Source organism: Streptomyces sp. NPDC091272, assembly GCF_044757485.1.
GTDB lineage: Bacteria > Actinomycetota > Actinomycetes > Streptomycetales > Streptomycetaceae > Streptomyces.
The window spans coordinates 389,286-413,620 of record NZ_JBIVVC010000004.1 but is presented as its reverse complement, the minus strand read 5'-3'; the positions used below and the strand labels follow the sequence as shown (position 1 = coordinate 413,620).

Annotated in this window: 21 protein-coding genes; 6 read left to right on the top strand and 15 right to left on the bottom strand. The window is 70.9% G+C overall.

From position 1 onward, the window contains the following. Positions 1–17: 17 nt before the first annotated feature. The gene (locus tag ACIQM4_RS14970; protein WP_401591103.1) at positions 18–242 is read right to left on the bottom strand and encodes a hypothetical protein; all 225 of its coding nucleotides are present in this window, start codon (positions 240–242) and stop codon (positions 18–20) included. Between the two features lie 110 nt (positions 243–352). Between ACIQM4_RS14970 and ACIQM4_RS14965 the strand changes: the two genes are divergently transcribed. Then, positions 353–1,192, top strand: a complete 840-nt coding sequence (locus ACIQM4_RS14965) for a Scr1 family TA system antitoxin-like transcriptional regulator (RefSeq protein WP_401591100.1) — start codon at positions 353–355, stop codon at positions 1,190–1,192. Then, positions 1,164–1,436: a DUF397 domain-containing protein gene (locus tag ACIQM4_RS14960; RefSeq protein ID WP_401591098.1), complete on the top strand. Its 273-nt coding sequence runs from the start codon at positions 1,164–1,166 to the stop codon at positions 1,434–1,436. Before ACIQM4_RS14965 ends, ACIQM4_RS14960 begins: the two co-directional genes overlap by 29 nt. An 18-nt stretch (positions 1,437–1,454) precedes the next feature. Here the strand turns inward: ACIQM4_RS14960 and ACIQM4_RS14955 are convergent, their stop codons facing one another. After that, positions 1,455–1,865 carry a PPOX class F420-dependent oxidoreductase gene (locus ACIQM4_RS14955; RefSeq protein ID WP_401591096.1) on the bottom strand — a complete coding sequence of 137 codons (411 nt, stop codon included), beginning with the start codon at positions 1,863–1,865 and terminating at the stop codon, positions 1,455–1,457. A gap of 89 nt (positions 1,866–1,954) precedes the next feature. Here ACIQM4_RS14955 and ACIQM4_RS14950 point away from each other — a divergent pair, with 89 nt between their 5' ends. Both ACIQM4_RS14950 and ACIQM4_RS14945 read left to right on the top strand, forming a co-directional pair. Next, entirely contained in the window at positions 1,955–2,419 is a 465-nt protein-coding gene (locus tag ACIQM4_RS14950; RefSeq protein WP_401591093.1) for a hypothetical protein, read from the top strand. A gap of 135 nt (positions 2,420–2,554) precedes the next feature. Further along, on the top strand, positions 2,555–3,454 hold the full coding sequence (locus tag ACIQM4_RS14945) for a D-alanyl-D-alanine carboxypeptidase family protein (protein WP_401591090.1): 900 nt from the start codon (positions 2,555–2,557) through the stop codon (positions 3,452–3,454). An 80-nt stretch (positions 3,455–3,534) separates the two neighbouring features. On the opposite strand, the gene ACIQM4_RS14940 is transcribed toward ACIQM4_RS14945, so the two are convergent. From ACIQM4_RS14940 to ACIQM4_RS14895, 10 genes are all read right to left on the bottom strand, one after another. Further along, on the bottom strand, positions 3,535–4,704 hold the full coding sequence (locus tag ACIQM4_RS14940) for a serine hydrolase domain-containing protein (protein WP_401591087.1): 1,170 nt from the start codon (positions 4,702–4,704) through the stop codon (positions 3,535–3,537). Positions 4,705–4,834: 130 nt separating this feature from the next. Continuing rightward, complete coding sequence (locus tag ACIQM4_RS14935) at positions 4,835–6,448, bottom strand: glycoside hydrolase family 13 protein (RefSeq protein WP_401591084.1); 1,614 nt, start codon at positions 6,446–6,448, stop codon at positions 4,835–4,837. 123 nt (positions 6,449–6,571) lie between these two features. Beyond that, positions 6,572–9,157 (bottom strand): CBM35 domain-containing protein, encoded by a 2,586-nt coding sequence (locus ACIQM4_RS14930; protein ID WP_401591081.1) that lies wholly within the window; start codon positions 9,155–9,157, stop codon positions 6,572–6,574. Positions 9,158–9,278: 121 nt separating this feature from the next. Continuing rightward, a complete protein-coding gene (locus tag ACIQM4_RS14925; RefSeq protein ID WP_401591079.1) occupies positions 9,279–10,166 on the bottom strand; it encodes a carbohydrate ABC transporter permease in 888 nt (295 codons plus the stop codon). Positions 10,167–10,282: 116 nt separating this feature from the next. Next, positions 10,283–11,329 carry a carbohydrate ABC transporter permease gene (locus tag ACIQM4_RS14920; RefSeq protein WP_401591076.1) on the bottom strand — a complete coding sequence of 349 codons (1,047 nt, stop codon included), beginning with the start codon at positions 11,327–11,329 and terminating at the stop codon, positions 10,283–10,285. A gap of 1 nt (position 11,330) precedes the next feature. Continuing rightward, positions 11,331–12,575, bottom strand: coding sequence for an extracellular solute-binding protein (locus ACIQM4_RS14915; RefSeq protein WP_401591431.1), 1,245 nt, complete (start codon positions 12,573–12,575; stop codon positions 11,331–11,333). A 261-nt stretch (positions 12,576–12,836) separates the two neighbouring features. Further along, entirely contained in the window at positions 12,837–13,859 is a 1,023-nt protein-coding gene (locus ACIQM4_RS14910; protein ID WP_401591073.1) for a LacI family DNA-binding transcriptional regulator, read from the bottom strand. 141 nt (positions 13,860–14,000) lie between these two features. Then, on the bottom strand, positions 14,001–14,771 hold the full coding sequence (locus ACIQM4_RS14905) for an energy-coupling factor ABC transporter ATP-binding protein (protein WP_401591070.1): 771 nt from the start codon (positions 14,769–14,771) through the stop codon (positions 14,001–14,003). Further along, positions 14,753–15,520, bottom strand: coding sequence for a cobalt ECF transporter T component CbiQ (gene cbiQ / locus ACIQM4_RS14900; RefSeq protein ID WP_401591067.1), 768 nt, complete (start codon positions 15,518–15,520; stop codon positions 14,753–14,755). The genes ACIQM4_RS14905 and cbiQ overlap by 19 nt, the downstream gene beginning before the upstream one ends. 1 nt (position 15,521) lies before the next feature. Beyond that, entirely contained in the window at positions 15,522–16,583 is a 1,062-nt protein-coding gene (locus ACIQM4_RS14895) for an energy-coupling factor ABC transporter permease (protein ID WP_401591064.1), read from the bottom strand. 196 nt (positions 16,584–16,779) lie between these two features. On the opposite strand from ACIQM4_RS14895, the gene ACIQM4_RS14890 reads away from it, so the two are divergent. Together ACIQM4_RS14890 and ACIQM4_RS14885 are read left to right on the top strand one after the other, a co-directional pair. Next, a complete protein-coding gene (locus tag ACIQM4_RS14890; protein ID WP_401591061.1) occupies positions 16,780–17,163 on the top strand; it encodes an SsgA family sporulation/cell division regulator in 384 nt (127 codons plus the stop codon). Between the two features lie 107 nt (positions 17,164–17,270). Further along, complete coding sequence (locus ACIQM4_RS14885) at positions 17,271–20,603, top strand: S41 family peptidase (RefSeq protein ID WP_401591059.1); 3,333 nt, start codon at positions 17,271–17,273, stop codon at positions 20,601–20,603. A 365-nt stretch (positions 20,604–20,968) separates the two neighbouring features. On the opposite strand, the gene ACIQM4_RS14880 is transcribed toward ACIQM4_RS14885, so the two are convergent. From ACIQM4_RS14880 to ACIQM4_RS14870, 3 genes are read right to left on the bottom strand one after another with little or no spacing between them, the layout of a single operon-like run. Further along, positions 20,969–21,838 carry an SDR family oxidoreductase gene (locus ACIQM4_RS14880; RefSeq protein ID WP_401591056.1) on the bottom strand — a complete coding sequence of 290 codons (870 nt, stop codon included), beginning with the start codon at positions 21,836–21,838 and terminating at the stop codon, positions 20,969–20,971. Next, positions 21,835–22,749, bottom strand: coding sequence for an alpha/beta fold hydrolase (locus ACIQM4_RS14875; RefSeq protein ID WP_401591053.1), 915 nt, complete (start codon positions 22,747–22,749; stop codon positions 21,835–21,837). The genes ACIQM4_RS14880 and ACIQM4_RS14875 overlap by 4 nt, the downstream gene beginning before the upstream one ends. Further along, complete coding sequence (locus ACIQM4_RS14870) at positions 22,746–24,269, bottom strand: flavin-containing monooxygenase (protein ID WP_401591050.1); 1,524 nt, start codon at positions 24,267–24,269, stop codon at positions 22,746–22,748. The genes ACIQM4_RS14875 and ACIQM4_RS14870 overlap by 4 nt, the downstream gene beginning before the upstream one ends. Positions 24,270–24,335: the final 66 nt, after the last annotated feature.

Genomic DNA, 24,335 nt, shown 5'->3' with positions numbered 1-24,335 from the left:
GGGACCGGTCTCGGCAGTCACCACTTGCCCCCGTACCGCTGCTGCCGGGCGGCCAGCCACGCCACGATCTCGGCCCGCTCGGCGTCGCTCGCCGCACGCAGGTTACGGGCGTCCACACTCGCCACGAACCGCGTGAACCGCACCCGCCGCCAGGCACCTTCGATGCCGATCACTTTGCCGGGGCCGTAGACGTCGGTCTCGGTGTGTGTGACGAACTCACCTTCTCCGTAAGGGGTTTCCATGCGGCTTCCTCTCGCTGTGTGTGCGGAACACCTCACAGAGTGGAGTCGGCCTGGCTACCCTCGGTAGGGGTTTGCGTGTGACAACGCGGAACGCAAGGGAGTGGATCTACGTGGCCATCGAGGACAACCCGGTCTCCCGAGAGAAGTACGGCAAGGAACTCAAGCGTCGACGCGAGGAAATGGGCCTCACTCAGGAGGAGTTGAGCGAGATCACGATCATCTCGCGGACCCACATCGCCCACATGGAGGCCGGACGGCGCAGGCCGACGCTGGACGACGCACGGCGCCTGGACGTCGCCCTGGGCAGGGGCAACTTCTTTGAGGAGTTCCTGCCGACGCTGGACGGGAAAGTGGTCGCGGAGCACTTCAAGGAGGCGTTGGAGTTCGAGGGGCAGGCGACGGCGATCCGGGAGTACGCGCCGAAGTTGGTGCCAGGGCTGCTGCAAACGGAGGAGTACGCGCGAGAAGTGCTCAACTCCGGCGCCGCTCCGAAGAGCAACGAGGAACGTGACAAGCTACTCGGCACACGACTCGGCCGAGCACGCATCTTCGACAACTTCGATTCACCGCTGTTCTGGGCGATGCTGGACGAGTCTGTGATCCGCCGTCCGATCGGCGGCCCTGGAGTGATGTGCCGTCAGCTCCGTCACATCGCAGACCTGGGAGACAGCCGACGCATCCGGGTTCACGTGCTGCCATTCTCGGCCGGTTTCCACTCTCTGGTGGAAGGGCTCGTCAAACTTATGTGGTTCAACGAACTCCCGCCGATCGCCTATACGGAGGGCCTGAAGTCAGGCCGGGTGTGGGAGATTCCGTCCGTGGTCCGGCAATGCCAGGTGGCCTACGATCATGCACTGGGCGACGCCCTGTCGCACCGGAAGTCCCTGGCCTTGCTCAGGTCCGTCGCGGAGGATTACGAACATGAAGCGCTCCAAGCAGACCATCCGTGACGCCTCGCTCCTCACCGACTGGCGCAAGTCCTCCTACAGCGGCGGCTCTAGCGGAGATTGCCTCGAAGTGAGCGACGCCTGGCGCAAGTCTTCCTACAGCGGCGGCGAAAGCGGCGACTGCCTCGAAGTCAACGACAACGCCTCCCCCACCCACCTCCCCGTCCGCGACAGCAAGCACCCCACCGGCCCGGCCATCCTCTTCCCGGCCTCCGCATGGACGACGTTCGTCAACTCGCTCAAGTAGCCCCGCTCAGGGCGGCGTTCAGCCCGCCGCACTCCCCACCACCTTCCGGACCTCGATCCGGATCGTCACGCGTACCGATTCCGGCGGCAGCTGGAGGTACTCCTCGCCCGCGCCGGGGCCCTCGTACTTCTCGGCCAGGGCGACGGCCACCTTGCGGCCCTCGTCCTCGGTGACCGTGGCCAGGCCGCGGACCTCCACGTAGCTCTGGGGGTCCGCCAGGTCGAACACGCTCAGGCTGACGCGCGGGTCGGCCTCGATGTTGGTCACCTTGCGGCGGCCGGCCTGGGAGGAGATGAGGAGGTCGTCGCCGTCCCGCCCCACCCACAGGACCGAGCTCTGCGGGCTGCCGTCGGGGTTGAGGGTGGCTAGGACGGCGAGGTTCCGGCCGTCGATGACCTTGCGGGCGTTGTCGCTCAGTGAGGTGGGCATGATCGGGATCCTAGATCCGCGTCCCCCGAAGGGGCGACCCGCGTCCCGAAGCCCTGTGCCCGGCCCCGTACCGCCGGTACTGTCCCGGCGTGAACCTCACCCCGCCCCGCCGCCGTCGCGCCGCCCTCGCTCCCCTGCTCCTCGTCGCCGTGCTGCTGACCGGCGGCTGTACCGGGGCGGACGAGTCCGCGGGGCCCGGTGCACCAGGTCCCGTGCAGCACTCCGCCCCCGCGTACTACGCCGACACCCTGACGATCGGCCCCGTACCGCTGGCAGCCGCCCAGCGCGCCGAGCGGTTCCGCAAGAGCGGCGGCCCGAAGAGCGTGACGGGCGTGGACAGCAAGGTTGTCGCGGAGAAGCTGCCCCGGGTGATCGTGTGGACGCAGGGCACGGCGGACGACGAGGCGAACGACCCGGCCCGCTTCGACGAGCTGCGGGCCACGCTTCTCGACCACCTGAAGAAGCACGAGGGCTTTGCCGCACCCGACGGGTACTTCCTCGACGTGTACGGCTCCGACGGCAAGCTGCTGCACCGGTTCGACGCCCGTCCGTAGGGGCGTCGAGGTGTCCGAGGTCGCAAAAAGGTAAAGACTTCGTCCGCCGCACATCCATCCACCCTCCACGGGCGTCCCATGAGCAGGCGGCCCCCTCATGTGGCCTCTTTTATCAGGGCATTTGGAGCATCCACCTTGAAAACTGGACTTAAGGCGACCGGCCGCATGATGGCCACCCTCGTCACGGCCGGATCCTTGCTCACCGCCGGCGCCCTCGTCGCGCCCGCCGCGCAGGCCGCGCCCGCCAAGCCCAAGGCGCCGTCGATCGTCGCCAAGGGCGGCTTCCTGCTCGACGGCAACACCGGACGTACGTACTACGGCAAGTACGGCGACACCCGGCTCTCCACCGGCTCCACGACCAAGATCATGACCGCTCTGGTGGTGCTCAGCACCAAGGGGCTCAGCCTGGACACCAAGGTCACGATCGACAAGTCGTACAGCGACTACATCGTCCGCAAGGGCGCCTCGTCGGCGCGGCTGATCGTCGGCGACAAGGTGCCGGTGCGGGCCCTGCTGTACGGGCTGATGCTGCCGTCGGGCTGTGACGCCGCGTACGCACTGGCCGACAAGTTCGGCGCGGGCAAGACGCGCGCCGCGCGCGTGAGCTCGTTCATCGGCAAGATGAACGCGACCGCGAAGAGCCTCGGGATGACGAACACCAAGTTCGACTCTTTCGACGGCATCAGCAACGGTTCCAACTACTCGACGCCGCGCGACCTCTCGAAGCTGGCGTCCAAGGCGTTGAAGAACAACAACTTCCGCGCGATCGTCAAGACGAGGTCGACCACCCAGCGGGTCACCACCAAGAGCGGTGGCTACCGCAACATGGCGTGGACCAACACCAACAAGCTTCTCGGCAGCTACTCCGGTGCCATCGGCGTGAAGACGGGCTCGGGCACCCAGGCCAAGTACTGCCTGGTCTTCGCTGCGACCCGTGGCAACCGCACGGTGGTCGGCGCGGTGCTGGCCTCGTCCAACGAGGTCAACAGGACCGCCGACGCGAAGAAGATCATGGATTACGGGTTCAAGCTGTAGGCGTTGGCAGGCGCCAGTTGGCAGGTGGGAGGGCGGGTGTTGGGTCCGGTTGTGCCGGAGCCGGCGTCCGCCCCTCGCCGTTACGGCCGTGCCGCCAGTGCCGCCCGCACCCCCGCCACCAGCGCCAGCGCGCGCGGGTCCGCGGTGACGCCCTTGCGCAGGCCGTTGGTGACGTAGCCGAGCGCGATGCCGGACTCCGGGTCCGCGAAGCCGAGTGAGCCGCCCCGTCCCGGGTGGCCGAACGAACCGGGCCCAAGCAGCGGTGACGCGGAGCCGTGCAGCATGAAGCCGAGGCCGAAGCGGGTGTTGACGACCAGCACGCGGTCGGGGCCCGACGACTCCTCGGTGCGGGCGAGGGTGAGCGTCGCGGGCGCGAACAGCCTTACTCCGTCGTCAACCTGGCCGATCATCGCCGCGTAGCAGCGGGCCAGCGCGCGGGCGGTGGAGATGGCCCCGGAAGCCGGCAGCTCGGCGGCCCGGTAGGCGGGGTCGTTCTCGTCCGGCAGCGGATCGATGGCCCCGAAGGCGCGGCGGGTGAGCGAGCCGGGGTCCGCCCAGGCCTCGCTGACGGCCCGCTTGGGGCGCAGTTTCAGCCCGCCGTCGGCCGGCGGCTCCTCCACCGGGCCCAGCCGCCCCACCCGGTGCGACTCCTCCTGCGGCAGCCCGATCCAGAAGTCGAGCCCCAGCGGCCTGGCGATCTCCTCGGCGATCCAGCGGCCGATGGTGCGGCCGGTCACCCGGCGTACGAGCTCCGCGATCAGGAAGCTGTACGTCTGGGCGTGGTAGCCGTGGTCCCGGCCGGGCTCCCACTCGGGTGCCTGGGCGGCGACCGCGCGGGCCCCCGACACGCCGTCGCAGGCCTCGGCGGGGGTCAACGGCCGGTCGAGGGCGGCGAGTCCGGCCCGGTGGGAGAGCAGGTGCCGCACCAGCACCCGCTCCTTGCCCGCCGCCTTGAACTCGGGCCAGTAGGTGCCCACCGGCGCGTCGAGGTCGATCTGGCCGCGCTGGTGCAGCAGGAGCGGTACGGCGGCGGCGACGCCCTTGCCGGCCGACCGTACGACCTGGGCGGTGTCCAGCGCCCACGGCACCGTCCCGTCCACGTCCCGGGTGCCGCCCCAGAGGTCGACGACCTTGCGTCCGTGCCGGTAGACGGCAACGGCCGCGCCCCGGTCGCCGCGCACCTGGAAGTTGCGTACGAAGGCGTCCCTGACCGGCTCGAACCCGGCCGCCACCGTGCCTTGGACGTCCACGTGTGCCCACTTCCGCTCGTTGCGTGTTGTACCTCTCCATGGTGCAGGGTGCGGGGCGCGGGTGGTGGAGCGGGTCGGCAACGGCGGACGCCCGGCGGGGTGTCTCCCGCACCGGGCGTCCGCCGGACGGTCACAGGTGCAGCCACACCGCCGAGTCGGCGGGCAGCGCGCGGCCTTCGAGGGGTCCGGAGGCGAGCACCACGGTCGCGTCCGCGGGCAGGGTCACCGGTTGCGTACCGAGGTTGACCAGGCAGCGGAAGCCGCCTGGGCGGTCGAAGCAGAGCGTGTCTCGGCCCGCGTCCACCCAGGTGAGCGTTTCGGGCAGCGGCACCAGGCGTTCCGCGCGCAGGGCGAGCGCCGTGCGGTAGAGAGTGAGGAAGGAGTCCGGGTCGGCGAGCTGCGACTCGACCGTGAGCGACGACCAGTCGGCGGGCTGCGGCAGCCACGCCTCGGCGGCGCCGTCCGGTGAGAAGCCGAGCGAGGTGCCGGACGCCGACCACGGCAGCGGGATCCGGCAGCCGTCGCGGCCCCGGTCCCGGCCCCCGGAGCGTACGAACGTCGGGTCCTGGAGGAGGACGTCGGGGAGGTCCTGCACCTCGGGCAGGCCCAGCTCGTCACCCTGGTAGATGTAGACGCCGCCCGGCAGGGCCAGGGTCAGCAGGGCGGCGGCGCGGGCCCTGCGGCGGCCCAGGGTGAGGTCGCTGGGGTCCAGCAGCCGCTTGTCACCCATGTCGAACGAGGTGTCCGCGCGGCCGTAGCGGGTCACATGGCGGATCGTGTCGTGGTTGGAGAGCACCCAGGTGGGCGGGGCGCCGACGGGGAGGTGACCGGCGAAGGTGTCGTCGACGACGGTGCGCAGCGCGGTCGCGTCCCACGGGCAGCACAGCAGCTCGAAGTTGAACGCGGAGTGCAGCTCGTCCGGGCGCAGATAGCGGGCGGACTGTTCGGCGGTGGGCAGCCACACCTCGCCGACGAAGGTGCGGCTCCCCTCGTAGGAGTCGAGGATCTTGCGCCAGTCGCGGTAGATCTCGTGCACGCCTTCGCAGTCCTGGTACGGCAGGTCGCTCACGTCGGGGTGCGGGCCGACGTCCGGCAGGCCGGGCTTCTTGGCCAGGCCGTGTGCCACGTCGATACGGAAGCCGTCGACGCCGCGCCGTAGCCAGAAGTGCAGGATGTCCTCGAACTCGGCTCGCACGCCCGGATGTTCCCAGTTCAGGTCGGGCTGCTGGGGGGTGAACATGTGCAGGTACCAGGGGCCGGGCGTGCCGTCCGCCTCGGTGATCCGGGTCCAGGCGTCGCCGCCGAAGTACGACTGCCAGTCGTTGGGCGGGAGTTCGCCGCTCTCGCCGCGGCCGGGCAGGAACCAGAAGCGTTCGCGCTCGGGCGAGCCGGGCGGGGACGCGAGGGCCTGCTGGAACCAGGGGTGCTGGTCGGAGCAGTGGTTGGGGACCAGGTCGACGAGGACCCGCAGACCGTGCCGGTGCGCCTCGTTGATCAGCTGTTCGGCCTGTGCGAGGGAGCCGAAGCGCGGGTCGATGTCGCGGTAGTCGGCGACGTCGTAGCCGCCGTCTGCCATCGGCGAGGTGTACCAGGGGGTGAACCAGAGTGCGTCGACGCCGAGTTCCCGCAGGTAGGGCAGCCGGTCGCGGACTCCGGCCAGGTCTCCCTCGCCGTCGCCGTCACGGTCGGCGAAGCTGCGTACGTAGATCTGGTAGATCGCGGCGTGCCGCCACCAGTGGGTCACAGGAGCTCCTTGCTGGGGATGGGTGCGCGGGCCCGGCCGGGTGTCGCAGTGCCGGGCCCGCGCGGGAAGGGCGGGCCCGGCCGGGTGTCGCAGCGCCGGGCCCGCGCGGGAAGGGGGCGGTGGTCACCAGCCGGAGTTGCCGGCTCCGCGGTTGATGACGAAGCCGCCGGTGACGTTCAGCGCCGCCGCAGCGGTGTTCGCCACGGTGACGCCGGAGAAGTTGCCGGAGCCCGCCGACTGGATCTCGATGCCGTGCAGACCGGTCCTGTCGATCCTCGTGCCGGTGACCGTCAGCGAGCTGACGTTCTTCTGCCAGGAGACGAGCAGTCCGCTGTAGGTGCTGTCGAGGATCTGGTTGTCCTGGACGAGGACGGGGGCGGTGATGTCGGAGGAGTCGGCGTAGATCCACAGGGCGCCGAACTTGCTCGCCCAGTTCGGTTCGTAACCGCCGGTGCGGGTGAGGGTGTTGCGCGCGACCACCGTGGTGCCGCTGAACGGCACGGGGGCGAAGCGGCTGCTGATCGCGACGCCGGCGGAGGCGACGACCGTGTCGGTGAGCAGGTTGTCCTCGATGCGGTTGGCCTGGCCGCCGTAGATCGCGGCGGTGTTGGCGAGCATCGGGAGCTGGACGGTGTTGAAGCGGAAGGACGAGTTGCGGACGGCCTGGGCCTCGGAGAACATCGCGAGCCCGTCGTCACCCGTGTTGCGCACGCTGCTCTGCGACACCTCGGTGTCGGCGGTGCCCTTGTGCAGGTTGACCCCGTCGGCCCAGGTGTCGCGGATGCGCAGCTGGGTGGCGAGCAGGCCGTTGGTCGGCGCGTCGATCCACAGGCCGACCTTGCTGTGCTCGATCCACACGTTCTGGAGGGTCGACCCGTTGCCGAAGTCACCTTCGAAGGCGGCGTCCGAGTTGCTGTCGTCGCGTACCGACGCGTCGCCGTCGAGGGTCAGGTCCTGTACGACGCTGGTGCCGCCGACCCCGAAGAACCCGCCCTTGCCCGCCCTGCCGTAGATCGTGGTGTGCCACTCCCCCGCGCCGCGCAGGGTGACCCCCGCGAGGTTGATCCGGCCGGAGATGTTGAACGTGCCGGCCGGCAGCCACAGCCCCTTGCCCTGCGTCTTGGCGGTGTTCAGCGCCGAGTTGAGGGCGTTGGTGTCGTCGGAGCCGTCGCCCGCGGTGACGCCGAGGGTGGCCGCGGAGACGAAGCCGGTGGACGGCATGGTGGCAGCCGCCGGTGCCGTCTCGGTCTCCAGCAGGTCCAGGGTGTACGAGGCGGCGCTGTCGCCCGAGTCCTTCTGGAGGCGCAGCACGGTTCCGGCCGGGAAGCTGCCGATCGGGCTGCGGACCTCGTCGTAGAAGTGGTGGGGCGAGCCCTGCGAGGGGACGTTGGTGTAGGGGTAGGCGCCGTACACCCAGCTGTACTTGGAGGTCAGTGCCAGGTCGCGGACCTGCGTGCCGTTGGCGTACAGGCTCAGCGTCGCGTTGCTGCCGGTGCCGGCCGCGTTGTCCGGGACGGAGTAGCGCAGGGTCAGCGCGTTGGCGGGCCTGGTCAGGGTGAACTGCACGTACTCGCCGGTCTGGTCCAGGACGACGGCCCGGCGGGCGGACGACTCGGAGGCGACCGTCAGATAGGTGCGGTCCGGACCGATCGTGGAGCCGTTGGTGGTACCCGCCTCGGCCTCGTAGGAGGTGTACGGGAGGGTCGCGCCGCGGGTGGCGTTGGCGGTGGTCCCGGTGGCGGCGACACCGTCGAGCAGCAGGCGGCCGTTGTCGCCGGACTCGGTGCGCAGCGTGAGGGTGTTGAGCCCGGCGCGCAGGGGCACGTCGGTGGTGGCGTCGGCCCAGGCGCCCGCGGCGGCGGGCAGGGTGAGCCGGCGGACCGGGGAGCCGTTGGCGGTCAGGGTGACGGTGGCCGCGTTGCTGTCGGTGGTGCGGTAGCGCAGCACCAGCGGGTATGTCTTGGCGGTGGCGGCCTGTACGGAGAACACCGTGCGGGCGCCCGCCCGGTCGAGGCCGCCGACGTAGCCGGAGCCCTGGTAGCCGGTGACCGACGAGGCGCGGGCGGCGCCGCCGGAGACGAAGGCGTCCTCGGCCTGGTGGGTCAGGGTGGAGGGCACGGAGGTGTCGTCCGGGCTGGTGTACGCGAGGTGGTCGAGGTTGACGTTGCCGCTGTCGTCCTGGGTGAACGTGAGGGCGACGGTGTTGGCGCCCTTGCGGAAGCCGACGGCCTCCTCGCGGACGGCCCAGCTGTCCCAGTTGGCGGTGGCGGGCAGGTTCACCTGGCGGACCTTGGCGCCGTTCACGTACAGGCTGAGCGTCATGTTCGCCGTGGTGCCGTTGGCGTACCGGATCCGGACGGAGCCGTTGCCCGCTGCCGCGGACTCCACGGTGAAGGTGGTGGAGGCGCGGCCCTTGTTGCCGTCGGTGTAGCCGCCGACGAAGCCGCTGCCGGTGTGGCCCGTGTGGTCGGCGGCCTGTACCGCGCCACCCGCGAGCTGCGCCGACTCGGCTTCGAGCAGGCCGTCCGCCGCCTGGGCGGTGGTCGCGGTCAGGCCGTACAGCAGGCTGCACAGCAGGGCGAGGAGGAGGGTGGGGACGAGGGACCGGACGAAGGCGGGGGCCGGTCCGGTGAAGGGGCGGACGGAGGCGGGGACGGAGGCGGGGACCGGTCTTGCGGTCCTGGGGGACGTTCCTGGTGCACGAGACACGACTGTGTGTCCTTCCGTGAAGAGCCCCGTGGCCTGGCCCGAGGGGAGAGCCGGGCTGCGGGCGCTCTGGAGGCCGCCGGGACGGTCCTTCGTACCGGCGGGGTGGGGGGGAGGCCTGGGGTCAGCCCTTGAGGCTGCCCGCGGTCAGGCCCGCGATGATGTGCCGCTGGAAGATCAGGAAGAGCACCAGCAGCGGCACGCTGGCCATCACCATGCCCGCGAGCAGCTGGTTGGCCGGCATGAACTCGGCCAGCCGGTTGAGGGCGACGGTGAGGGGTTGCCTGCTCGGCTCGGGGAGCACGAGCATCGGCCAGAGGAAGTCCTTCCACACCCCGACCACCGCGAAGATCGACACCACGGCGAGCACGGGCCGCGACAGTGGCAGCACCACCGACACCAGGACCCGCAGGGTGCCCGCACCGTCGATCCGTGCGGCGTCCAGCAGTTCGGTGGGGATCTGGTCGAAGAACCTCTTCAGGACGAAGATGTTGAAGGCGTTGGCGGCGGCGGGCAGCCAGATCGCCCAGGGGCTGTTGATCAGGTTGAGGTGCACGAGCGGCACATCGACGACGGTCAGGTACGTCGGTACGAGCAGGGCCGAGACCGGCAGCATCAGTGTCGCGAGCATCATCGCGAGCACCGCGTTGCCCAGCACGGGGCGCAGCTTGGACAGTGCGTACGCCGCCGACACGTCCACCAGCAGCTGGGTGAGCCAGGCACCGCCCGCGAGCAGCAGGGTGTTGAGGAAGTACTGGCCGAGGCCGACGTTGGTCCACGCCTCGGCGTAGGTCTCGGGGTGCCAGGATCCGGGGAGCAGGCTCGGGTTGGGGTCGGCCAGTTCGGCGGAGGTCTTCAGGGCCCCGGTCACCATCCAGAACAGCGGGAACACGAACGCGAGGGTGAAGCCCACGAGGGTGGACACCAGGACGAATCGGTAGAGGAACCGGCTGGTGCGACGGGTGAGTTCGGTCGGCGCGATCAGTGTGCGCACCGGTGATTCCGCAGCCACGGGGGCCCCTTCGAGTCGTACGGTCGTATCACTTCGGGCAGCTGGGGCAGCTCGGGCGACTCGGACGGCCAGGCGGCCGAGCCGGCCCTTCGTCCTGGTCGGTCGACCGGCTCGGGTCAGCTCTTGGTCCTGGTCAGCCGCAGGTAGACGAGCGAGAAGAGGCCGAGGACCAGGAACAGGACGGTGCTCATCGCGCTCGCCAGGCCGAAGTCGTTGTAGACGAAGGCGTACCGGTAGAGCAGCAGGAGCACGGTGACGGTGGCGTCGTCGGGGCCGCCGCCGGTGAGCACGAACGGTTCCACGAACACCTGCATGGTGCCGATCACCTGGAGCAGCAGCGTGATCATCAGGATGAACCGCATCTGCGGGACGGTGACGTGCCACAGCCGCTGCCGGATGGACGCGCCGTCCAGCTCCGCCGCCTCGTACAGCTCGCCGGGCACGCTGCCGAGTGCGGCCAGGTAGATCAGGGTGGTGGTGCCCATGTTGGCCCAGGTGGAGACCAGGACCAGGGAGACCATCGCCAGGTTCTCCGACTCCAGCCACTGCGCCCCCGGGAGGTGGAAGACCTCCAGGACGGAGTTGAAGAGGCCGGGGCCGGGGTCGTAGAACCAGCGCCAGAGCAGCATCGTGACGATCGGCGGCAGCATCACCGGCAGATAGACGGTCATCCGCAGGTACGACTTGCCCGAGCGCAGCTCGTTGAGGACGACGGCGGTGGCGAACGGGGCCGCGAAGCCGAAGATCAGCGCCAGCAGGGTGAAGTAGCCGGTGTTGCGCCAGGCGGTCGCGAACAGCGGGTCGTCGAAGAGTCGCTGGAAGTTCTCCCAGCCCACCCAGCGGGCGGGCTGGGCGAAGGTAACCTCCTGGAAGCCGAGCAGGACGCCCCGCACGATCGGGAACCAGGAGAACAGCGCGAAGCACAGCAGGCCGGCGGCGAGGAACAGATACGCCACGAGATTCTCGCGAACCCGACGACCGAGGCGACCGGGGGCCACGGTGAGCGAGGGGGCGCGGCGAGCGGCACGGCCGGGACCGTCGGGGCTCTCGGCCGGGGCGGGACGAGTGTCGTCGTCGGGTCGGCCCGCCGTGTCGAGGCCCTCGTCCCCAGCAGGAACCCTCGGCGCGCCGGGCCGCCCCGTCGCGGGCAGGTGTGCGCGCATGTCACTTCACCGTGGCGAGAACGGCGTTGACCTTCTTCTCGGCCGTGGCGAGCAACTGGTCGAAGTCGGCGTCCCGCTTGGTCAGTACGGCCTGCATGACACCGTCGAGGACGGTGTAGATCTGCTGCGCGTTCGGCGGCTCGACCTTCTGCGTCAGCTTGGCGTTGCGCTCGACGAACTGCGCGAAGTTCTTCTGCGGCACGGTGGCGTGCGCGGCGTGGACGGCGTCGACCTTCTCCATCGCGGCCCCGCTGTAGAGCAGGTCGAGCGGCAGCCCGATGGGCACGCCGTCCTTCACCGACCGCTTGGTGACGAACTCCTCGCGGTCCGGGTTGAGGTACTTCCACTGGATCCACTGCACGCCGGCCTTGATCTTCTCCGGCGAGGCCTTCGGGTTGAACATGAAGCCGTTGCCACCGCCGAGCGTGGCGCTGCCGGGCATCGCGGCCGTACCGAATTCCGAGTACTTGCGCTCGAACTGCTTGACGATGGTGGGGACGTTGTCCGGGCCCGCCATGTACATCCCGAGCTTGCCCGAGCCCATCATCTTCTGGACGTCGGCTATCTCCAGCAGCTGGCGGGTGCCCATGCTCCTGTCGGTCCAGCGCATGTCGTGCAGCGCCTGGAGGGACTTCTTGCCCGCCTCGCTGTTGAACGCGGCCTTCCATCTGCCGTCCTGCTGGGTGGCGACGTCACCGCCCATGGAGTAGAGCCACGAGGTGAGGTGCCAGCCGCCCTGGTTGTTCTTGCTGAAGTCGGCGTACCCGACGGTCCCGTCACCGAGGGCGCTGATCCTCTTGGCGGCGGTGCGCACCTCGTCCCAGGTGGCCGGGGGCTTGTCGGGGTCGAGCCCGGCCTTCCTGAACAGCTCGCGGTTGTAGACGAGTCCGAGCGAGTACTGACCGTTGGGCAGGCCGTAGATCTTGCCGTCGGGCCCGGTGAACACCTTCTGCAGCTCGGGCTTGACGTCCTTCACGTACGGGACGTCCTTGAGGTAGGGCGTGATGTCGGCGCCCTGTCTGCGCTGGATCAGCCCCGCCGGGTCGGTGAAGTAGACGTAGTAGACGTCCTCCAGCTGCCCGCCCGCCAGCTTCGCCGAGAAGACCTTCGGATCCATGAAGCCCTCTCGGGCGTCGATCTTGATCTTCGGGAACTGCTTCTCGAACTCCTTGATGTCCTCCTCGAAGTACTTGCGGTCGACCGGTTGCGTCTTGGGCGGCATGCCGTTGACGGAGACGGTGACCACGCCGTTCTTGTCGACGCCGCTCGACGCCGGGCCGGCGGATCCGCACGCGGTGAGACCGAATGCCACCACCGTGGCGAGACCCGCGCCGAGTACCTGTCGCCTGGTGGAGCCGAAGTTGCCATCCATGCGGATCGTGCCTTCCTGTCAACGGCGGGACCGACCGGCCCCGTTCGTGGTGAAGCTGCCGCTGAAGGTAGAAGCCCGTTACGCAAGAAGTCAATGTTCATACGCAAGAAACATACTGATCATGCCCCGTCACGGTCACCGCGATGACTCACGCACCCGGGCCGCGGTCGAGCCGCGCACGACGAGCTCGGTGTCGAACATGACCAACTCGTTCGCGTTCGCACGGCCGTTGATCTGCTCCCCGAGCGAGGCGACGACCGCCAGCGCCATGGCCTGGACCGGCTGCCGCGCGGTGGTCAGCGGCGGGTCGGTGGCCACCATGTACGGGGAATCGTCGAAGCCCACGACGGACAGGTCCTGCGGCACCCGCAGCCCGAGCCGACGGGCGCCCCGCACCGCTCCGAGGGCGAGCGCGTCACTTGCGCAAACGACCGCGGTGGCCCCCGCCTCCACCAGCCGCGGCAGCGCCGTGGCGCCGCCCTCCATGGTGAACAGCGCATGGGCGACGAACCTCCGCCAGTCACCCGCGGGCTCGGGCCGCCGGCTCTGGAACGTCGCGAATCCGGCGAGCTTGCGCGCCGAGGGGACGTGCCCGACCGGCCCCAGGATCATCCCGATCCGCTCGTGGCCCAGCGCGGCGAGGTGCTGGAGCGCCTGCTCCGCGGCGAGCGCGTCGTCCACCCTGACCTGCGCCACCCCGGTGTTCTCGTCGGCGGCGTTGAGCAGCACCATCGGGATGTTCCGCTCGCGCAGTGCCTGCCCCTGCTCGGGGCCGGCGTCGGCGTAGCTCGCGCCGATGAAGACGAGCCCGCCGATGTGCTGGTCCATCAGCATCTCGATGTAGTGCGCCTCCGACGCCCCGTCGGAGGTGCGCGTGCACAGGACCGGCACCAGGCCGCGCTTCTTCAGCAGTCCGCACAGCGCCTCGGTGAACGCCGAGAAGATCGGGTTCTGCAGGTCGGGCACGATCAGCCCGATGAGCGCCGCCCGCTCCCGCCGGTAGCGCTGCGGTCGCTCGATCCCGCACACGTCCAGTGCGGTCAGCACCAGCTCCCGGGTCGAACCCGCCACCTTCGGACTGCCCTTGAGCACCCGGCTGACCGTCGCCTCGCTGACCCCCGCGTGCTCGGCCACCTGGGTGAGTCGTCGTTTCGTCACACGAGCAGCGTACAAAGGATTGCGTAAGAAGTGAGCTCACGTACGCAAGAAATTGACTCTGCCTGCACCAAAGCGGGGACGGACGGGCTCCGAAGGGGCCCCGCAGCCGTCCCGACCGGCCCCCCGGCCGCCTCGTACCGGCTATCGGCCGACCCGCACCGACCCCGGGTCGAAGCCGAACGGCAGCTCCAGGCGGTGCGCCCGCATCAACGACTCGTCCAGCAGCAGGTCCTGGGTCCTGCCGTCCGCCACCACCACGCCCTCGCTGAGCACCACCGCGCGCGGACACAGCTCCAGTGCGTAGGGCAGGTCGTGCGTGACCATCAGCACCGTGACGTCCAACTGGCGGAGGATGTCCGCCAGTTCCCGCCGGGAGGCGGGGTCAAGGTTGGACGAGGGTTCGTCGAGCACCAGGATCTCCGGGCGCATCGCGAGCACCGTCGCCACCGCCACCCGCCGCCGCTGCCCGAAGGACAGGTGGTGCGGGGCGCGGTCCGCGAACTCCGCCATCCCGACCTGCTCCAGCGCCTCCCGTACGCACTCCTCCAGCGCCGCCCCGCGCATCCCGCCCGCCGCCGGGCCGAACGCCACGTCCTCCCGTACCGTCGGCATGAACAGCTGGTCGTCGGGGTCCTGGAAGACGATCCCGACCCGCCGCCTGATCTCCGCGAGGTTCCGCCTGGCCACCGGCAGGCCCGCCACCTCCACCGATCCGGCGCCCGCCGGGAGGATGCCGTTCAGGTGCAGGACGAGGGTGGTCTTGCCCGCGCCGTTGGGCCCGAGCAGCGCCACCCGCTCGCCCTTGCCGATCCGCAGGTCCACCCCGAACAGCGCCTGGTGCCCGTCCGGGTAGGCATAGGCGAGACCCTTCACATCGAGCGACGCAGTCGTACTCACAGCACCCACACCCATCCGGTCAGACACACCACCAGCGCCGCCAACGGCAGCGCTCCCGCACACATCCACTGCTCCCGCGAGGCACGTACCTCGTCGAGCACCGGCATCACTCCCGTGTAACCCCGGCTCACCATCGCCAGATGCACCCGTTCACCCCTCTCGTACGAGCGGATGAAAAGGGCCCCCGCCGTCTTCGCCAGTACGCCCCAGTGCCGTACGCCCCGGGCCTCGAACCCCCGGGAGCGTCTCGCGATCGACATCCGCCGCAGCTCGCCGGCGATCACATCGCCGTAGCGGATCATGAAGGAGGCGATCTGCACCAGCAGCGGCGGCAGCCTCAGCTTCTGCAGCCCGTGCAACAGTTCGCGCAGCTCGGTGGTCGAGGCGAGCAGCACGGAGGCGCCGACGCCGAGCGTGCCCTTGGCGAGGATGTTGAACGCGCCCCACAGTCCGGACACGCTCAGCGAGACGCCCGCGACCTGCACCCGCTCGCCCTCCGCCACGAACGGCATCAGGACGGCGAAGGCCACGAACGGCACCTCGACCAGCATCCGGCTCAGCAGGTGCCGGGCGGGGATCCGCGCGGCGCGCGCCACCACGCCCAGCAGCACCGCGTACGCCGCGAACGCCCACACCGCCTCCCTGGGGGTGGAGACGACGACCACCACGAAGGCGAAGACGGCGGCGAGTTTGCAGTGCGGCGGGAGGGTGTGCACGAAGCTGTGGCCGTGCCGGTAGAGCGCGTGGGCGTGACCGGCGCCCATGTCAGGCGGTCGCCTTGTCCGCGGCCTTCGACCCGTCGTCGTCGCGCCGCTTGCGGATCACCCAGAAGACGCCGCTGCCGACCGCGATGGTCACGCCGACGCCGATCACCCCGGCGAGGCCGCCGGAGAGGCGGGTGTTGCCGATGTCCTTGATGCCGTAGTCGGCGAGCGGGGAGCCTGCCGCGGCGTGCTCACGGACGTTCTTGTCGATGCCCTGGTCGGCGGCGACCTTCTCCAGGCCGTCCGGGCTCGCCGACGCGTAGAACGACACGACACCTGCGAGGACCAGCGCGGCGATCAGCCCTGCGCCCCAGATCTTCCGGGTCGACCTGGCCGCGACCGGGACGGCTGCGGTGTCCCGGGCGGGGGCGTCCACGAGTTCGCCGCCCACCCGCAGCTTCAGCGGGTCCGCGAGGCCGCGCGCACCGTGCACCAGGTCGGGCCGCACCGCGAGGACGGCGCTCACGGTGAGGGCGGTGATCACGGCCTCGCCGATGCCGATCAGGACGTGCACGCCGACCATCGCGGTCAGCACCTTGCCGACGGGAACGTCCGTGGTGCCGCCGATCGCGTAGATCAGGGTGAAGAAGGCGGCGGCGGCCGGGACCGAGACCAGCGCGGCCACGAAGGCGGACACCGTGACCGTGCGGCGCCGCCCGCGCGGCAGCACCTTCACCAGGCCGCGGAAGATCCCGTAGGAGACGAGGACCGTGACGACGCCCATCACCGTGATGTTCACGCCGAGCGCGGTCAGGCCGCCGTCGGCGAACAGGACGCCCTGCATCAGCAGGACGACCGAGATGCAGAGCACACCGGTGAACGGGCCGACGAGTATCGCGGCGAGCGCGCCGCCGAGCAGATGTCCGCTGGTTCCGGCGGCGACGGGGAAGTTCAGCATCTGGACGGCGAAGACGAAGGCGGCGACCAGGCCCGCGAGGGGCGCGGCCCGTTCGTCCGCCAGCTCGCGGCGGGCCCCGCGCAGACTGACACCGACGGCGGCGACCGCCGCCACTCCGGCCGCCACGGACACGGGCGCGTTGATGAAACCGTCGGGGACATGCATGGCGGTACTCCTGGGTTCGAACCGCTACAGAACGTTCTGCGGACAACCGTTCGATGATAGGGAGTTATTGCAAAGCGCTTGCAAAAGCTCACAAGGAACAAATACCCAGGTCGTCCCGACGCCAAAATATGGGACATTGGATGACAAATGGCCCCAATGTGAGTGTCGCGCACGTACGAGGTGAGGAGGCGGGCGAATGCCCCGCGCCGTTGAGAGCCCGCAAAGCACCGCCTCCGAACCCGGGGCGCCCGTCCAGGTCGACCTCCGCGCCAATCTGGTCACCGACGCCCCCGTCCCGGTCTGCCTGCCGGTCACCCTCCGCCACGACCCCGCCGACGACCCGCGCGCACTGACCGTGCTGCTCCCCCGCCCGGGACCCGGGCCCGGCCGGCACACCTGGACCTTCCCGCGCGCCCTGCTCGAAGCGGGCCTGCGCGCACCGGCCGAGCAGGACGACGTACGCATCTGGCCGTGCGGGCGGGTCCAGGCGGTGCTGGAGCTGCACACGGCCCAGGGGATGCTGCTGCTCCAGTTCGACTGCGCACCACTGGTGCGCTTCCTGCGGCGGACGTACGGGTAAGGCGGGAGGGGCTTCCTGCGGCGGACGTACGGGTAAGGCGGGAGGGGTCGCGCGCAGATCCGGCCGTACGAGTTGCCGGGCCCCCCGGGCGCGGAAAGCATGAGCACATGCGAGTGCCCACGAACGAGTCCGCACCGGAGCCCACCGCCCGCACCGGCCCCGCCGGTGCCGCCGTTCCCGGTTATCTCCGCTTCCCGCACCTGCACGGCGACACCCTCGCCTTCGTCGCGGAGGACGACCTCTGGGTGGCGCCGATCGTCCCGGCCGGCCGGACCCCGGAACGGGCCTGGCGGCTCACCGTGGACAGGACCCGCCTCGGACACCCCCGCTTCTCGCCGGACGGCAGCCGGCTCGCGTACACGTCATGGCGCAGCCTCGACCCGGAGGTGCACGTCGCCCCGGTCGACGGCGGCCCCTCGCGGCGGCTCTCGCACTGGGGGGCGGTCGACGCCCGGGTCTGCGGCTGGACACCGGACGGGCACATCCTCGCCGTGTCCTCGCACGGCCAGCCCTTCTCGTACTTCTCGTGGGCGTACTCGCTGCCCACCGACGGCAGTCCGGGCGGCAGGCTGCCGTGGGGCCCGGTGCACGACATCGCCGTCTGCGACACGCTGCCCGGCTGCGAGGGCGAGCGCCGCACCCTGCTGCTCACCGGAAAGCCGCCGCACGAGCCGGCCGCCTGGAAGCGCTACCGGGGCGGCGCCACGGGCCGGCTGTGGCTGCACGGCGAACAACTGCTGCCCGACCTGAACGGGCACCTGGACTCCCCGATGTTCGTCGGCGGCGACCGGATCGCCTTCCTCTCCGACCACGAAGGCATCGGCAACCTCTACTCCTGCCGCACCGACGGCTCCGACCTGCGCAGACACACCGACCACGCCGACTTCTACGCCCGGCACGCCTCGTCGGACGGGACCCGGGTGGTGTACCAGTGCGCGGGCGACGTGTGGCTGGTCGACGACTTCTCCCCGACCGGGGTCCCGCGCAGGCTGGACGTGCGGCTCGGCGGCCCGCGCACCGGCAGACGCCGCTTCCAGGTCCCGGCCGCCAGCCACGTCGGCGGCCTCGCGGTGGACACGACGGGCCGGGCCAGCGCGGTGTCGGTGCGCGGCAGCCTCTACTGGCTGACCCACCGCGACGGCCCGGCCCGCACGATCACGGACACCCCGGGGGTACGGGTACGCCTGCCCGAGATGCTGGGCTCCAGCGGGCAGGTCGCCTTCGTCACCGACGCGGAGGGCGAGGACGCGGTGGAGATCGCGTACCTGCCGAGGGCGGCGGGCGCGGGGGCCCCGCGCAGGCTCGCCTCCGGCCAGCTGGGCCGGGTCCACGAACTCATCGCCGATCCGGACGGCGGCCGGGTCGCGGTCGCCTCCCACGACGGCCGCCTGCTGCTCCTCACCGTGACGGAGGGCGAGGAACAGCTGACCGAGCTGATCCGCTCGGTCAACGGCCCCGTCCGCGACCTGGCCTTCTCGCCGGACGGTGCCTGGCTGACCTGGTCCCACCCCGGGATCGGCCGCTCGCTGCGCCAGATCAAGATGGCCCGTATCAACGACCCCGCGCAGGCTCTCGTCGTCGACGTCACCAACGGCCGCTTCGAGGACGAGAACCCGGTGTTCACGAGCGACGGCCGCTATCTGGCCTTCCTCTCCTGGCGCGGCTTCGACCCGGTCTACGACGTCCACACCGGGGACCTGTCCTTCCCGCTCGGCTGCCGGCCCTACCTCGTCCCGCTCTCCTCGGCCACCCCCTCGCCCTTCGCCCTCTCCCCCGACGGGCGTCCGGCGGCGGGCGGCCTGGACCCCGGGCAGGCGGCGGAGGGCGACGGGACGGTGACCGTCGAGGTGGAGGGCCTGCCCAACCGGGTCACCCCGTTCCCGGTGCGGGCCTCCAAGTACTCCTCGCTCTCGGCGGTGGGCGGAGGCGGCCTGGTGTGGCTGCGCTGGCCCATCTCGGGGGCGCTTGGCGAGACCTTCGCCAACCCGGCCGACACCTCGGGGCGGCCCACGCTGGAACACTTCGACCTGGTGAAGGCCCGCAGGACGGAACTCGCCGAGGACCTCGAATGGTTCGCGATCAGCGGCGACGGCACACGCCTGGTGGTCATGGAGGACGGCGAGCTGCGCGCCGTCCCCGCCACCGAGCGCGGCGACAACGACACCACCGTCCACCTGGACCTGCGCCGCATCCTGCACGAGGTGGACCCGGGCGCCGAGTGGCGGCAGTCGTACGAGGAGGCGGGCCGCATCGTCCAGGCGTACTTCTGGGAACCGAGGATGGGCGGCATCGACTGGCCGGCCGTGCTGGAGCAGTACCGCCCGCTGGTCGAACGGGTCTCCTCACCCGACGAGTTCGCCGACCTGCTGCGCGAGGTACTGGGCGAACTGGGCACGTCGCACGCGTACGTGGCGTCGGCCCGGCGCAACGAGGGCCCGCCGCACTACCAGCGCGCGATGGGCCTGCTCGGCGCCAACTTCTACGTCAAGGACGGCAATTGGACCGTCTCGCGGATCCTGCCCGGCGACTCCTCGGACTCCAAGGCGCGTTCACCGCTCGCCGGTACGGGCATCCGGGTGGGCGCGGTCCTCACCCACGTGGACGGCCGCCCGGTCGACCCGGTGGCGGGCCCCTTCCCGCTCCTCGCGGCGGCGGGCGGCACCACGGTGGAGCTCACCTTCCTGCCCGAGGTGCCGCCGGGCAAGGAGGCCCGCCCGCGCCGGGTGGCGGTCGTCCCCCTCGTCGACGAACGCCCGCTGCGCTACCAGGACTGGGTGGCCAAACGCCGGGAGGTCGTCCGCGACCTCAGCGGTGGCAGGTGCGGCTATCTGCACATCCCCGACATGGGCGGCTCCGGCTGGGCCCAGTTCAACCGCGACCTGCGCCTGGAGGTCTCGCGCCCGGCGCTGATCGTGGACGTACGGGGCAACGCGGGCGGCAACATCAGCGAGCTCGTCATCGAGAAGCTGACCCGCCGGATCCTGGGCTGGGACCTGACCCGGGACGCCCAGCCGATCTCCTACGCCTCGAACGCCCCGCGCGGCCCGGTGGTGGCCCTCGCCGACGAGGCGACGTCCTCGGACGGCGACATGATCACCGCCGCCTTCCGCCTGCTCTCGCTCGGGCCGGTGGTCGGCCAGCGGACCTGGGGCGGAGTGGTCGGCATGACGGGCCGCCATCCGCTGGGCGACGGGACGGTCATCACGGTCCCGATGAACGCGGCGTGGTTCGACGAGTACGGCTGGTCGGTCGAGAACCACGGCGTCTCGCCGGACATCGACGCGCTCCGCACCCCGCTGGACTGGGCGGAGGGCCGTTACGCGGTCCTGGACGACGCGGTCCGCACCGCCCTGACCCTCCTCTCCCGAACCCCCCCGTCCTCCCCCCCACCCCTCTCCAACCTCCCCGACAAACGCCGCCCCCTGCTACCTCCCCGCTGACCCTCCCCCACGCAGGGGGGCGCCCCTCCAGGGGCGCGGGGAACTGCGCGACCAGCCCCCACCCACCCGCACGAAGTGAGACGGCCCCTTCAGGGGCGCGGGGAACTGCGCGACCAGCCCCCACCCGCACGAAGTGAGACGGCCCCTTCAGGGGCGCGGGGAACTGCGCGACCAGCCACGACGCGCCCGCGCGAAGGGAACATCGCGCAAGGGGGCACGCAACGGGTCACGCTCCGCGCAAGGGGCCGCCCCCTTGCCCACCCGTCCCGCCCCCGGGGGGCGGCCCCGCTGCCCAAGAGGGCTGAGGGGTGGGGAAAGGGGACGGCCCCGCTGCCCAAGGAGGCTGGGCAGCGGGAAGGGGCGGATTACGCCCGCCTCGACTCGTCCGCCGCACCCCCCGCCCCCACCAACCCCCGACTCACTCCCCGAAGCCTCGGTTCGAAGCGCCGCATCTCGCGTTGTCCCACCGTCCCGATGACCGCCGGCAGGTACCCCCGTACCGACTGCATCCCGCGCAGCCACCACTGCGCGTACACATGGTGCGAGCGGCGTTCGATCCCGGCGACGATCCGGTCGACCGCCGGGCCCAGCGGGTACGTCCGGTTCGACGGCCACGGCAGCCGCTGCCGCAGCTCCCGCATCACCTCGTCCTGATCCGCCCCGCGCACCATGTCCGTGTCCGTCCAGGACAGATAGCCGACGCCCACCCGGACGCCCTTGTACCCGACCTCCGCCCGCAGACAGTGCGCGAACGCCTCGACGCCCGACTTCGACGCGCAGTAGGCGCTCATCATCGGCGCCGGTGTGATCGCCGCCAGCGAGGCGATCTGCAGGAAGTACCCCCGGCTCTCCAGCAGCACCGGCAGGAACGCCCGCGCGGTCACCGCGCCACCCACCAGGTTGACCTCGATCACCCGCCGCCAGGCCTCCGGGTCGGAGTCAACGAAGGGCCCGCCGGACGCGACACCCGCGTTGGCGACGACGATGTCGACCTTCCCGAACCGCTCCTTGACCTCCTGCGCGACGCGCGCCATCGCCTCGTGGTCGGTGACGTCCGCGTACCACCAGTCGCTCTCGGTGTGCAGCCGGCCCGTCACGTCCTTCAGCAACTCGGGTTCGAGCCCGACGAGCGCGACGTTCGCCCCGCGCGCGGACAGCTTCCTGGCGAGCAGTTCGCCCACCCCCCGCGCCGCTCCCGTGACGACCGCGACCTGACCTTCAAGGCTGTAGCTCACGCGACTTCCTCCCCAACTCCCGTACCGGCAAGAACATAGCTGTGGACCAGCTCACGGAGCTTCCCCGTGACGAACTCGGGCGCCTCCACCGGCGTCATGTGCCCCACCCCGGCCAGTACCGTCAGCCCCAGCGAGTGCGGCAGCGCGGCCTCGATCTCGCGGGCGTGCAGCGGTGGCGTCAACCGGTCGTCGGCGCCCGCGACGACGGCGGCCGGGACGTCCAACGCGGCGACCCCGGCTGCGAGTTCCAGCCCGGCCAGGACGTGCGACCAGCCGACCCGCGCGGCCCTCGGGCACGCGTGCACGATCCGCGCGCACTCCGCGACCCGCTCCCTGGCCGTGCCGCGCCCCATCGTCGCGTACTTCAGCACGGCCCTGGAGAGTGGCGTGACCGGCCCGAGCGGCGCCTTCGCACCCAGTACGGCCTGCGTCAGCCGGGTCCGCACGCCCCCGGCCCGTAGCGGCAGCACCAGCGACTCCGCGACCAGCCGCGCGCTGCCGGTACTGCACAGCAGGACCGCCGCCGCGTGCTCGGTGAAGCCGGGCCGCCCGGCCGCCGCCATGAGGGTCATGCCGCCCATGGAGTGCCCGGCCAGCACGGCCTTCTCCCCGGGGGCGAGCGTCGCGGCGAGCACCGCCTCAAGGTCGTCGGCGAGACCGTCCGTCGAGTACGCCCCCGAGTCGGGCGAGCGCCCGTGCCCCCGCTGGTCGTACGCGATGACCCTGAACTCCCCGGCCAGCTCCCGTATCTGGGCCGCCCAGAACGCGATCGAGCAGGTCCAGCCGTGCGAGAGCACCACCGCGGGCGCGCCCTCGTCGCCGTACACCTCGACGTGGATCCGCGCCCCGTCGGCCGACCTGACGGTCAACTCCCGTACGTCGAGGCCCAGTCCTCCGGCCACCCGGCTCACGCCACCGCCCCCTCGGCCTCGACCTGGTCGGCCAGTGGCGCCCGCGCCCGGATCACCTCGTACTCGGCCAGGTTGACCTCCCTGGTGGCCCGCCGGAACTCCGACGTCGTGCCGGGCCAGACGGTCGTGTTGCGGCCGTTGGCGTCCAGGTACCAGCTGTCGCAGCCGCCGGTGTTCCAGACGGTGCGCTGCATGCGCTCCTGCACCCGCCGGTTCCACGCCCCGACGGCGGAAGGCCGCGCGGAGAGGGCGGCGCGCCCGCCCAGCACGTTCAACTGCCGCATGTAGTCGGCCAGGTAGTTGAGCTGGGCCTCGATCATCAGGATCATCGACGAGTTGCCGAGGCCCGTGTTCGGGCCGATGATCGTCATCCAGTTGGGGAAGCCGACCGCGCTCGCCCCGCGTAGGGCCTCCATGCCGCCCTTCCAGGCCTCGGCGAGGGTGATGCCGTCGGCGCCCACCACCCGGTCCGCGATCGGCATGTCCGTGACGTGGAAGCCGGTGCCGAAGATGATCGCGTCGACCTCGGTCTCCGTGCCGTCGGCGGCCACCACGGTCGATCCGCGCACCTCGCTCAGCCCGGAGGCGACGACGTCGACGTTGTGCCGGGCGAGCGCCGGGTAGTACGCGCTCGACAGCAGGATCCGCTTGCAGCCGATGCGGTACGAGGGGGTCAGCTTGGCCCGCAGCGCCGGGTCCTTGATCGCCTTGGCCATGTTGGCCTTGGCGATGTTCTCGATGAAGCCCAGCTCGTTCGGCCGCTTGGTGAAGGCCTGCACCTGGAGCTCACGGATGCCCCACAGCATCCTGCGCCGCACCTTCCCCGTGACGGGCACCTGACGGTGCAGCCAGCGCTCGGCGCCGCTGATCTCTCGGTCCATCCGGGGCATCACCCACGGCGGGGTGCGCTGGAACAGGGTCAGCCTCTCGACCTCGGGCTGGATCGAGGGGACGATCTGGATGGCGGATGCGCCGGTGCCGACCATCGCGACGCGCTTGCCCTTGAGGTCGTAGTCGTGGTCCCACTTCGCCGAGTGGAAGACCTTGCCCGGGAAGCTGCCGAGCCCGGGGATGTCCGGCGTCTTCGGGTCGGACAGCGGCCCGGTCGCGGACACCACCACGTCCGCGACGAGGGTCGTCCCATTGGCCGCCTCGATCTTCCACCACAGCTTCTCGGCGTCCCAGGTCATCATCGTGACCTCGTGGCCGAGCCGGATGTGCGGGCGCAGGCCGAAAGTGTCGGTGACGTGCTCCAGGTACGCCCGGATGTGCTCCTGGCCGGAGAAGGTGCGCGGCCACTCCGGGTTGGGCGCGAAGGAGAAGGAGTAGAGGTGTGACGGTACGTCGCACGCACACCCCGGGTAACTGTTGTCCCGCCAGGTCCCGCCGACCGAGTCGGCCCGCTCCAGGACGACGAAATCGGTGATCCCCTCGCGGCGCAGCCGGACGGCTGCCCCCAGGCCACCGAAACCGGACCCGATCACCGCCACTCGTACATGCTCGTGCTCGAACTCGGCCATGCCCGACGCCTCCCGCACTCAACACACTCCATGACTCTGCCAGCAATCACTGGCACGATGGGAGCG

Bases quoted from the DNA above. Each gene is read 5' to 3' on its own strand.
- ACIQM4_RS14885 (WP_401591059.1), top strand. From the start codon at position 17,271: ATGCGAGTGCCCACGAACGAGTCCGCACCGGAGCCCACCGCCCGCACC.
- ACIQM4_RS14955 (WP_401591096.1), bottom strand. From the start codon at position 1,865: ATGCCCACCTCACTGAGCGACAACGCCCGCAAGGTCATCGACGGCCGG.
- cbiQ (WP_401591067.1), bottom strand. From the start codon at position 15,520: ATGGGCGCCGGTCACGCCCACGCGCTCTACCGGCACGGCCACAGCTTC.
- ACIQM4_RS14960 (WP_401591098.1), top strand. From the start codon at position 1,164: ATGAAGCGCTCCAAGCAGACCATCCGTGACGCCTCGCTCCTCACCGAC.
- ACIQM4_RS14905 (WP_401591070.1), bottom strand. From the start codon at position 14,771: ATGGGTGTGGGTGCTGTGAGTACGACTGCGTCGCTCGATGTGAAGGGT.
- ACIQM4_RS14890 (WP_401591061.1), top strand. From the start codon at position 16,780: ATGCCCCGCGCCGTTGAGAGCCCGCAAAGCACCGCCTCCGAACCCGGG.
- ACIQM4_RS14895 (WP_401591064.1), bottom strand. From the start codon at position 16,583: ATGCATGTCCCCGACGGTTTCATCAACGCGCCCGTGTCCGTGGCGGCC.
- ACIQM4_RS14870 (WP_401591050.1), bottom strand. From the start codon at position 24,269: ATGGCCGAGTTCGAGCACGAGCATGTACGAGTGGCGGTGATCGGGTCC.
- ACIQM4_RS14970 (WP_401591103.1), bottom strand. From the start codon at position 242: ATGGAAACCCCTTACGGAGAAGGTGAGTTCGTCACACACACCGAGACC.
- ACIQM4_RS14920 (WP_401591076.1), bottom strand. From the start codon at position 11,329: ATGCGCGCACACCTGCCCGCGACGGGGCGGCCCGGCGCGCCGAGGGTT.